Genomic DNA, 10,531 nt, shown 5'->3' on the forward strand with positions numbered 1-10,531 from the left:
CAATTGGTTGTGCGGTAGATTTTGTGTGTAGGCTTCTTCATTTGAAAATTATATTGCTGAAAAAGCCTTTACAGATAGGTTTGTGCAACAAAGCCCAAGATGGTTGCATAGTATCTCCTAAGTAGAAGTCTGAAGCATTTTGTTATTAATCTTGCATGGATTTTATATGTATCCATGCAAGATAATTTTTTATTAGCTAAATCATTCTAGATTATTTAAATTTAATGGTGTTTCAATAGGTTGTAATTGTTTTAAAAACTTCAATTGATATTCAACTGTCTTTGGAAAATAGGGTTCGAAGTATGGGTCAAAATGATCAGCATCCATTTCGATTACCTGAAGTAATGGGTTACCAGCATTTCTTATTTTTTCAGGTACAAATGGAGCCACCGTGTCACGTGTTGCACCAATGATTAGCATAGGAATTTTTATATCTTTTAATTTTTTCCACGGTCTATAAAAACTTACTGTTAATAAAGAACGAGCAGTTACACGATTATCGTATTTTCTACCATTGTGAGCAAGTAATGCAGTTTGAAGCGCTTCCCAAGCTTTATCCCTATCCATCGAGCCAAACTCTCCAGCCTCTGATAAGGTAGGTATATGTATTGGTGAACCCGGTTTTATCAAGTCTACAAAGCCTAAACTGATAAATTTTGCTAATTGCGTGAATGGCACAGCGCGAACTGTCGCTAAACCATCCAGCATAGGTACTTGGATAATGGCACCTTGTAAATCAGGATGCTGTGATACAAGATCAACAACATGCCCGCCACCAAATGAAGTTCCCCATAAATAAATGGTGTGTGCATCTACTTGCGTCTGACCTTTTAGGTGTGCCAAAGCGGCATTTGCAGCTTTTACCCGTGTCCATGGATTAATATCCTGACGAGGCCAGCCGCCGCTTAAACCCCAACCTGGATAGTCAAATTCCATCACAGCAAACCCTGCTTGAACAAATTGATTAATGTAAGGGAGCGTTAGAGCTTGTTGAATGCTTCCCCATCCTCCAAGCATTAGAATTGCTGGATATTGCTTTTTATCTGCATCTAATGGGGTGTGGAGTGTCGCAGCACATGTTATACCATCCATCAAGAATGTTGATTTTTGAGCTGAGTTTTGTATTTTTGATATGTCTGGATAAATACGATTTGACATGTTTTTCTCACTTATTCTTTGCTGTTAAAAAGGCAATAAATTGGGTGGCTAACTTTTTATTGTTTAAAAGGATTCATTCGATTGCCAAGGAAATATTGGAGTGACATTGGTAAAGGACGAACACTACTCGCAATCACTTTATTGACTAAACCTGGTACGCACACAGGCTTACCGTTCATGACGGCATCCCAGCCTGCTTTGACGACTTGTTCTGGTTCTTGCCAAAGGACCGAGGGAAGATTATTCGCTGCATCACGAGTACCCATCACATCATGAAATTCACTATGTGTGAATCCAGGACAAAGTGCCGTAACATGAATTCCCTGTGGTTTCAGCTCCATATCCAGTGATTGAGAAATATCTAAGACATAATGCTTGATTCCAGTGTAAAGAAGACTTGCGCCAGGAGGTGAAAATGCTGCGAGTGAGGAAAGGTTAATAATACGTCCCCAACCATTTTCTTGCATTTTAGGTAAGACTCTATGGCAAAGTTCTGTCACGCTTGAGATCATCAATTGGATTTCTGCTGCTAGCTTTGACCAAGGCGTTTCAGCAAATGCAGTTTTGCCGGACAGACCTGCATTATTAATTAGAATATCTATTGTGATTCCCAAACTTTCTGCATAAGACATAATCGCAGCAGGTGCGGATGGATCACTCAAATCAGCAGCAAAAAAATTGCAATTGATATTGTATTTTTCAACCAATTCGGCAGCTAATCCCTTTAATCGCTCTTCACGGCGTGCGACTAACAATAAAGAATATTTTTCTTTCGCTAAATGATGTGCAAATGCTTTGCCAATTCCAGCAGAAGCACCTGTAATGAGTGCGGTACGATTTTTCATAGTCATTTTATTTACCTATGTGAAATTTAATATAGTCTTGGAATTTCTCGTGAACTGATCTGAAAACCATCTCGTTTACGACCGATGTCACCTCTATAGGGCGTATGGGTAGCTTTCAAAAAAAACGGATAAGGAATATGACGTTGATGATGGGTAAAGCCATATGTGCCAATGCCGAGATATAGATTTTTTGAAACTCTTCTAATCTCATCGACCATATTGATGCTGCCGCAAATCGAGTGAAATTGACGGTAAATAAGTTGGTACGCTGGTTGGTTATCGAAGCGGGAGGGAGCGATCATTGTCAACATTGGATAGCACTGCACAATGCGATGCCCTTGTAGAAAGGTATTGTAGCCTCGGCCTGTAGTTGTATCTAAAGGTCGAAAGGCTTTACTAAGCCATTGACGGAAAGGGTTGTTTAAGGTGATTTGACCAATTGTATTAGCCACCCAATTCGGTTGAGCTAATAAACGTGCAGCGAATTCGCCATTCATTTCTTCAATACTAGGCGAATCAAGTGTTTGAAACAAATCAAGAAGCTCTTCCAATGAAAGTAGAAGTAAATCTTCTTCTGTAAAGTTTTTCTGCATATTGCTTCCTCCTTATCTTCTTGAATGCTATTCAAGATTGTATTGAATGTAATCATTTCTTGAATGGTATTCAAGATGATGTAAAATAAAACCGATAAATGGTCTTCTTAGCTATAAATTTTTTAAGTTAAGAAATTGGAGATAGTGATGGCTCGTAATAAACGCCTACAAGACCGCGAAGAGAAACAAAAAGAAATCATTAGTGCGGCACGTACCTTATTTTTAAATGAGGGTTATGAAGCTACGTCTATGAGCCGAATTGCTGCTATTGCAGGAGTTGCACCAAACACAATTTATTGGTATTTCAAAGATAAAGATGAATTATTGGTTAATATTCTAAATACTGAACTTATCGATCGATTTTCTGCATATATTGAACTTCAAACAAAGGATATTGTTGAGCGCTTAATGTGGGTAATTGATCAGTTTAGATTGGTAAAACAACTCGTTACTACGGTGCATGCGCGATTGCATTTGTCTCCAGAAATTAATATTTGGCATGAGCGCTTTCATATTCTTGTTGAAAATCTATTACGCCAAGAGTTAAGACAGTCTGGCGTTGCAGAAGAGAGAATTGAGGCTAGAGTAAAAATTGCTGTTTTTACGGTTGAAGGATTGTTGTCGCACGAACTCACTGATGAAGAAAAATATTCAATTTGTAGCGAACTATTCAAATTATAGAATTTTGAACACTCTCTTAGATTTTGAAAAGCCTATTAAAAAATGGATATAGCAATTCTAGTTTTTAGTTGGGAGGAGAAGAGGGCTTGGATATTATTGAGGAGTTTTACACGGATGAATCTAATTCAAAGCAACATCAACAATCCCATAACGTAACAGATGTAAAGGATATTCAGAAAGGTTTGCAGCAGTCGGTTCAAGCATTGAATTAAATAGCTTAGGAAAGAGCATAAAATGTTCTTTTCAATCGTATTGTTAGACAGGAAGTATTGGCTGTTCTTTAACTTGCTATATAAGTTTTAGTGATGTTCCAATAACTTAATACGAGGGAAAAATGGATCATATTGTTCAGATAATTACTTTAGTTGTTTCAATACTTACAATTGCTACTGCTTTGATTGGTATCGGCAAATTCTTTCTAGAAAACTCACTCAGTAAAAGAAAACAGCTACGTGAGGATTATGATGGGCTTCTGCTTGCTTTAGATAACACATCTGAAAGCGATAACAATAGGGGTAATATACTTGATTTAGCTGAAACTAAAAAATATCAACTTGTTGTTGGGATTCCTGAGATTGATAGAGGCAAAGCTCAATACCTCTTAAAGCAAAAAGACAAGACCAATAAAATATATCAATACAAACGTGGTTCATCATTGGTTGAGTTCTCTGAGGTTGAGGATAAATTCAATTTTGTTGATGGATTTAAAACAAGATGGGTTCGAGTGATAAAAAAATGGGGAGGCGTGTCCTTATACGCGACCTTTTTCATACTCGCGGCTCTTCCAATATTTTTTTGGAATTTTTTCGATCCAGATTTAGAGAAATACAATCACTTTGTCTCACAAAACTCAGTTGAAAGCTTTTGGGTCACATTGATTGTTTGGATACTGATGTTTTCATTCCTTGCCTTTACCTTTTTGAACTATGCGGCGAAAATATATTTTGCCGAAAAGTTGGTTAAGAATAAGATTGATAAAAAGGCTTTAAAGTTAGGGGTTAAGCAGAAAGTTAAGAATATCGTGATGCGGAAAAGAGATAAGGGATGATTTTTATTTTGTTAAATTGAATTTAATAAGAGTAAAGCCATCTGTTTTGCAAAGTTGACATGAATGTCCTGTGCAACAAAAAAAGTATGTCCATACAGTATTTTTTTTGTGTATTGGGTGGTCTTGCCTGTCAAAGAATCAATGTAAGTAAATTCTTCGGTAGAGCGTTGGGTGTTTAATCCCCAAAGTGGACCATCAATACATTGAGTTTGATGTGTATTAGTCATGTGAAAAGACTTATCAGACGTGAAAAAGTGAGTTCAAGATCGATGAGATCATAGAAGATTTTAAATGTATTGCAGAATACATGAAGTTTCAACTCTGACATAGTTGCTACAACACATTCCAATTTGATAAAACAGTCAACCAATCGCATACATAATTTCTATAAATCATTATGGCTAAAAAACATGTTCTTTATCCAATTCAAACTCTGAAAGATTGGGAGGGAGAGGCTTGGGATGTGTATGAAGAAAGAAAAATGCCAATGGGTTTTTCTTTATATTTAGGCTGGTTGTACGGCGCACCCCGAACAGGCTCTAAATCAATCATTATGACGATGGAGCTTGTTGAATATTTAAAAACAGCTACATATCGCCAAGCGGTACAAGAGCTTGAGCTATCGAGTACATTGATTTCTCGAATGAGACGAATATTAGGGCTGCAAAAAAAAATAGTTCGACGTGACCGAGCTTGGATCATTCAGCATCAAAATGAAATTTTGTATTATAGTTTTCCAATGTTGCTGGAAAAATATGGACTCAGCAAAGGTGTAGTCAAAAGCTATTCCAATTATTTAGTTCGTGAAGTGGGTATTAAGCGGGAAAAGACACGGAATCATGAAAGTCAGTATGCTGTAGAAAAAATTTATCAAAAGCATAAAGCTTCGATTGCCCAATGTCGAAGTTTTAAGGAATTACAAAAGATATTGCAAACTGACGATTACACTGCACGCAAATTCCATGAATTGGCATGTGCCGAATTGAAAGTCATTTCAATGAGTGAGCTTCATTTAAAAAACTTGGATGAAACATGGCGATGGCGTTATCAGCAGCGTGACACAATTCTTAGTCCAACGATGACCATTCGACAAATTGCGGAACAGCTCAAAACCACTACCGATGCAATCCATAGTGCTCGAAAAGCACTACGTCGCCGCTTAGAGATTAAAGAAAGGATTGGACCAGTGAGAATAAAAATAGAAGACTGGGTCTTACAACATGCAGAAGACTTGGAAACACTCAAGATGGGGCAATTGAAGGAAAAATATCAAATCAGCAAATCACAGATTAGCCATCGACGGATGCTCCTGAAAAAATTGAAACAACCAAAGACATAAATCGTCACAACAAATAGACGGCACGGTCTGAGCAGAAACACACTTTTTGCTGTAAAATGCGCTCACGTTTAAAAAAACTCATAAGAAGCAATGTTCAAAACTATTTATGCTGCATTAGAACAACTCGGCTTAACCGCACAAAAACGTGCAATTCATATTCAATTTTCGAATCCTGCTTTAGCCAATCAGGTGTTTTTGCAGCACATTGAAGGTGTACATGCCATTAATGAAGGTGTAAATGCCCAGCTTATCTGCCTTTCAACGAACGCGACCATTCCATTAAAACAATTCATTGGTTGCCAAGTTGCTGTCGATAGCGTTACGGACACAGGTACTTTATTTAGAACCACTGGTATTATCACTGAAGCCGTCCAAGGCCAAAGTGATGGTTCACTGACTTTATATAAACTCAAACTACAAGATGCAACTGCACTGTGGCATAAACGCCGAAACTCCCGCGTGTTTATGAATAAAACAGTTGTGGATATCGTGCAAATACTGTTCAAGGAATGGCAGTCTAAAAGTCCATTATTCGCATCTAGTCTCACACTTGACCTCAGTGGACTCACTCAAGATTACGATGTCCGCCCCTTTGTGATGCAGTCCAATGAACTTGATATTGCGTTTATTCAAAGATTGCTAGCCTCTGAAGGAATTAGCACTTTAATCGATGAAGCCCAACTGACGGTTCTCAACAGCAACAGTCCAATCCAAGCACAAAAACTGCGCTTGATCGATGACAATAGTCAATACCAAGCTTTAAATCGAAGAACGATTCGCTATCACCGCAGCAGTGCCACCGAACAATACGACAGCATGACCAGTCTGATTGCCGAACGCAGTCTACAACCGACCGCAGTGCATATCCAACGCTGGCAAGCTGATGCCCTCGAACAAGAAGATGGTGCAGGCAGCGTACAAAGCAAACATCAGCATAGTCAACAACATGACAATGCCAGCCTAGGGCTTGAAGATGCATGGCACTTCACTCCAGCATGGATGCAAGACCTGAATGGTGAAGATGGAGTAACTAAATCAGGCAACAATCAAATTGAGAAACTCAATCAGTACCTCAGTCACTACCATGATGCCCAAGCCAAACACTTTATTGCCAACACCACAGTACGAGACACCCAAGTCGGCTATTGGTTTAAACTCAACGAACATCCAGAAATTGACCAACACAACGGATCAGACCAAGAATTCTTAATCACTGCCAAAAGCTACTACAACCAAAACAACCTACCCAAAGATTTAAATGAGCAAATCAGTCAATTAGTTGAACAAAGCCAATGGCAGTATTCTAACAATAGCGAAGAACGCCAAGCCAACCAACTGACCCTGCAACGTCGCAACATCAAAACCGTACCTGAATACCATCCACTGCAACATCGTCCAGTAGCTCATCCACAACGAGCTAAAGTCGTTGGACCAGCAGGTGAAGAAATCCATGTCGATGAATGGGGTAGAATCAAAGTCCGATTCCTGTTTACTAGAAACGATGATCACCAACACGATGGTGGTGCAGGCAGTAATAACAACGACACCGATTCAGCATGGGTGGATGTACTGACCCCTTGGGCAGGCGAAGGCTATGGCGCACGCTTTCTACCGCGTATTGGTGAAATCGTAGTGATCGACTTCTTTGACGGCAACATTGACCGTCCTTTTGTCACAGGACGACTCCACGAAGCACAACGCAGCCCAACAAAATTCGACAATGCAGGACAATTGCCTGACACCAAAAAACTGGCAGGGATCAAATCCAAAGAATACCAAGGCACAGGCTATAACCAACTGCGCTTTGATGACACCACTGGACAGATCAGCGCACAACTACAAAGCAGCCATGCAGCGAGCCAACTCAATCTCGGTAAACTCAGCCATCCAAAATCAGAAGCAGAAAGTGAAGACCGAGGTGAAGGCTTTGAACTGCGTACCGATCAATGGGGTGCAGTCCGAGCAGGTGAAGGCTTACTGATCAGCACCCATGCCCAAGCACAAGCGCAAGGTGATCATCTTGAAGCGCAAAGCGCCAAACAGCAACTGGAAGGCAACCAAAACAACGCTAAAGCCCTGAGTGAGGTGGCAAAGAATCAACAAACCGATGAACTCGAAGCCTTAGAACAACTGAAAAGCTTTGCAGAAGACATTCAACAAGACATTGCCAAATTTAACAAGGCTTTATTATTACTTAGCTCACCCAATGGAATTGGACTGAGCACTTCAGAAAATATTCATCTTTCCGCAGATGGACAACTGAATCAATTTGCAGGGGATAGCATTAACCTGACCACACAGAAGAACTTGATTGCTCAAGCCAGTCAAAAGATCAGCCTATTTGCAGCACAGAACGGTATTAAACAAGTTGCAGCAAAAGGTAAGTTTGAGATTCAGGCACAAGATGATGCAGCGGATTTCATTGCTCGTAAAGACATACAAATCATTTCAACGGAAGATGCCATCTATATCACCAGTCCAAAAGAAATTGTGATTACAGCAGGCAGTTCTCAGATCAAAATTAATGGCTCTGGGGTATTTCCGACGACAGGTGGTAAGTTCGAGGTAAAGGCTGGGCAGCATTTGTTTGCTGCTGGCGCGAGTGTTAATAGCAATGTTCCTCAATTACCTAAGGCTAAACCGATGAAAGGGGCTTTGGAATTATTGAGAAGCTACGGTGGCGAAAACTTCTTTAAGCAAAATAGTTATAAGGTGATTGATTCATTAGGCAAGCAAATTACAGGCAAGCTGGATGGAGGCGGTTTTGCTCAAGTTACAGGCATTGCACCTGGACCAGCGAAAGTGATCTTTGATAAAGATGATACCAGTGCATGGATGCAAAGTAGTGATTTTAGCCGTGATTATACATGGGCTGAACCTGTCGCAGGCATCACAGGAATGATGAAAAATGCTTTAGGTTCATTGGGACAAAATGCGATGTCACAATTGAAAGATAATTTATTTTCATTGAATAAAGATACGTTTAAAAATATAGGACGTAACACTTTACAGGACTTGAAACAACAAACCATTTCCAATCTAACAGATACATTGAGTAGTAAAGTCAATGCTATAGCTGCGTCTACGTTAAATACGGGAATATCTGGTGCGCAGATGATGAGTTTGACGGATGGGAAGATACTCTCATCGGGTTCATATTATCCAAGTGATGAGTCTGAGACGGTTGAGTTTTCTGATAAAAATGATAGAGCTAAACACTTACAGGAACAAAGAGATCGTGAGGCTCAAAGTACGGCTCAAAGACAAGCTGCTCGTGCAGTAGAAAATGCAAATCGCCCAAAACAGTATTGGGAAGATCAGGCTAAACAGAGTCAAACTTCAAAAGTGAATACGCCGACTGTCGCTGAATCAAAAGGTTTCTTTGGTCAGGCAGTTGATTCAGTGACCAATATCTTTACAAATAATGCAGGGAGTGCTTCGGCTCCTGCTGAAGCTATAAAAACAACAGTTACAGGAGGACCCCAAAGCACAGGTTTGGCTGGTACTGTGGCTAGGGGAGCAGGTACAGCCGTCTCGGCAGGAACTGGTGCATTAGACCCGAATGTAGCGAATGGGGTTGCATATGGTATGTTTGAATTAGAGTTAAAGAAATGTCTAAGTTCAGGAGCTTGTACTATGGACGATTGGGATGAGCTTAACCAACTAAAAGTAAATAATCTCAATGAGGCTTGGAAAAAATTAAATAAAATTAAACGAAAATAATGGTAGAGGTGATTGAAAAATGAAATTGGGTTTTGTATCAGTATTGGTTTTAATATTTATTTCTGGGTGTAGCTTTGCAGATGATAGTAATGCATTTGAAGTTAAAAGTTGGGAAATTAAAGAAAATAAAGAACTAAATGATTTAGGTATTAATGTTATGTATATAGATAATTCTAGTGATCATTCAAAGATAATGATTTCTGATAAAAATGGAAGTACTTCTGCTATTAGTTCAACAAGAGTAGATAATCGTATTGGAATACAATATGAAGATAATAGTAGTGAAATAAAGTATATAAAAATCTCCCCTTGGAATAAGTCTGGAATTTTTGATTCTTCATATATCAAATTATTTAGAAATGAAAATGATAATTGGGTTCTAGTCGAATATGCTGACCGAAGTGAGAAGAAAGTTCTGAGGAAAGCAGAGTTAAAGTAAGACAAGTTATAGCGTTGATTTTGGTTAATTTCCATATCGTTGAAAACAGTATTTAATTTAAGGGTGTTGTAAAAGCATGGCGTCAGAACAAAAACAATCTACAGTTGAACTTGCAGTTTTTAATTTAGCCAGTACACGCGATGTTACTGACTTACAAATGATTGCAAGTCAAATCCAGCTTTTTTTGCAAGTATGTGGAAATACCACGCTAGAACAAGTCAAAAGCAATGCCAATGTCCCTACAGTTGCGAATATTTTTGCATTAACAGGTAGTGTTTTAGATTTGCTTTTATATGCTACAACACCGCAGACAGGTGATGCTGATATTCAGCGTGGTGCTTTACTTGGGGCAAATTTAATCGGATTGTTTCCTGAGCCGAATAATGAGGCACATGCACGGATGGCACTCCGTCCGATGTTCGGTTTAATGGCAGAAAGCTTATATCCTGAAAATGGAAAAATCAAAGAGCCTGATATTAAACGTTTAGGTTTACATCTCAATGCAATGGTTGCAGGAGATTTAGAAGTATTTTTAAAAGAAACCCAAGCAAAGTTAAGTGGACTACTGACCCAAGCTGCAACTTTGGGTGCAAGTATTTTGCAGAGTATGGCAACCCCAACTGCAGCTATTAATGCAGGTGTTGCAGCTCCAATAGGTGCTTCGGCAGAGAAACGGGACCCCAAGCTTAAATTTAGCAATTGGGC

At 39.2% G+C, this 10,531-nt stretch carries 9 protein-coding genes and 2 pseudogenes; 7 read left to right on the forward strand and 4 right to left on the reverse strand.

Annotated elements, in window-relative coordinates:
- Positions 1 to 201: 201 nt before the first annotated feature.
- The 3 genes from MMP72_RS15570 to MMP72_RS15580 are packed head-to-tail and all read right to left on the reverse strand — an operon-like array spanning position 202 to position 2,596.
- Positions 202 to 1,158: an alpha/beta fold hydrolase gene (locus MMP72_RS15570; RefSeq protein WP_241406181.1), complete on the reverse strand. Its 957-nt coding sequence runs from the start codon at positions 1,156 to 1,158 to the stop codon at positions 202 to 204.
- Positions 1,159 to 1,214: 56 nt separating this feature from the next.
- Positions 1,215 to 2,009, reverse strand: coding sequence for an SDR family oxidoreductase (locus MMP72_RS15575; RefSeq protein ID WP_241406182.1), 795 nt, complete (start codon positions 2,007 to 2,009; stop codon positions 1,215 to 1,217).
- A 20-nt stretch (positions 2,010 to 2,029) separates the two neighbouring features.
- Positions 2,030 to 2,596: a hypothetical protein gene (locus MMP72_RS15580; RefSeq protein ID WP_241406183.1), complete on the reverse strand. Its 567-nt coding sequence runs from the start codon at positions 2,594 to 2,596 to the stop codon at positions 2,030 to 2,032.
- Between the two features lie 147 nt (positions 2,597 to 2,743).
- Between MMP72_RS15580 and MMP72_RS15585 the strand changes: the two genes are divergently transcribed.
- The 3 genes and pseudogenes from MMP72_RS15585 to MMP72_RS15590 all read left to right on the forward strand — a co-directional run bounded on the left by MMP72_RS15585 (position 2,744) and on the right by MMP72_RS15590 (position 4,325).
- On the forward strand, positions 2,744 to 3,277 hold the full coding sequence (locus MMP72_RS15585; protein ID WP_241406184.1) for a TetR/AcrR family transcriptional regulator: 534 nt from the start codon (positions 2,744 to 2,746) through the stop codon (positions 3,275 to 3,277).
- Between the two features lie 32 nt (positions 3,278 to 3,309).
- Positions 3,310 to 3,489 (forward strand): annotated as a pseudogene (locus MMP72_RS15935) (hydrolase or metal-binding protein); the annotation flags it as partial.
- Between the two features lie 122 nt (positions 3,490 to 3,611).
- Positions 3,612 to 4,325, forward strand: a complete 714-nt coding sequence (locus MMP72_RS15590) for a hypothetical protein (RefSeq protein ID WP_241406185.1) — start codon at positions 3,612 to 3,614, stop codon at positions 4,323 to 4,325.
- 11 nt (positions 4,326 to 4,336) lie between these two features.
- Here MMP72_RS15590 and MMP72_RS15595 read toward each other — a convergent pair whose 3' ends face one another.
- A complete protein-coding gene (locus MMP72_RS15595; protein ID WP_241406186.1) occupies positions 4,337 to 4,552 on the reverse strand; it encodes a hypothetical protein in 216 nt (71 codons plus the stop codon).
- A 170-nt stretch (positions 4,553 to 4,722) separates the two neighbouring features.
- On the opposite strand from MMP72_RS15595, the gene MMP72_RS15600 reads away from it, so the two are divergent.
- The 4 genes and pseudogenes from MMP72_RS15600 to MMP72_RS15615 all read left to right on the forward strand — a co-directional run.
- The gene (locus tag MMP72_RS15600; RefSeq protein ID WP_241406187.1) at positions 4,723 to 5,664 is read left to right on the forward strand and encodes a hypothetical protein; all 942 of its coding nucleotides are present in this window, start codon (positions 4,723 to 4,725) and stop codon (positions 5,662 to 5,664) included.
- A gap of 90 nt (positions 5,665 to 5,754) precedes the next feature.
- The gene (locus MMP72_RS15605) at positions 5,755 to 9,387 is read left to right on the forward strand and encodes a type VI secretion system tip protein TssI/VgrG (RefSeq protein ID WP_241406188.1); all 3,633 of its coding nucleotides are present in this window, start codon (positions 5,755 to 5,757) and stop codon (positions 9,385 to 9,387) included.
- A gap of 19 nt (positions 9,388 to 9,406) precedes the next feature.
- Complete coding sequence (locus MMP72_RS15610; protein WP_241406189.1) at positions 9,407 to 9,826, forward strand: hypothetical protein; 420 nt, start codon at positions 9,407 to 9,409, stop codon at positions 9,824 to 9,826.
- A 76-nt stretch (positions 9,827 to 9,902) separates the two neighbouring features.
- A pseudogene (locus MMP72_RS15615) lies at positions 9,903 to 10,531 on the forward strand (RHS repeat protein); the annotation flags it as partial.

This window comes from Acinetobacter sp. NIPH 2699 (assembly GCF_022549355.1).
Taxonomy (GTDB): Bacteria; Pseudomonadota; Gammaproteobacteria; order Pseudomonadales; family Moraxellaceae; genus Acinetobacter.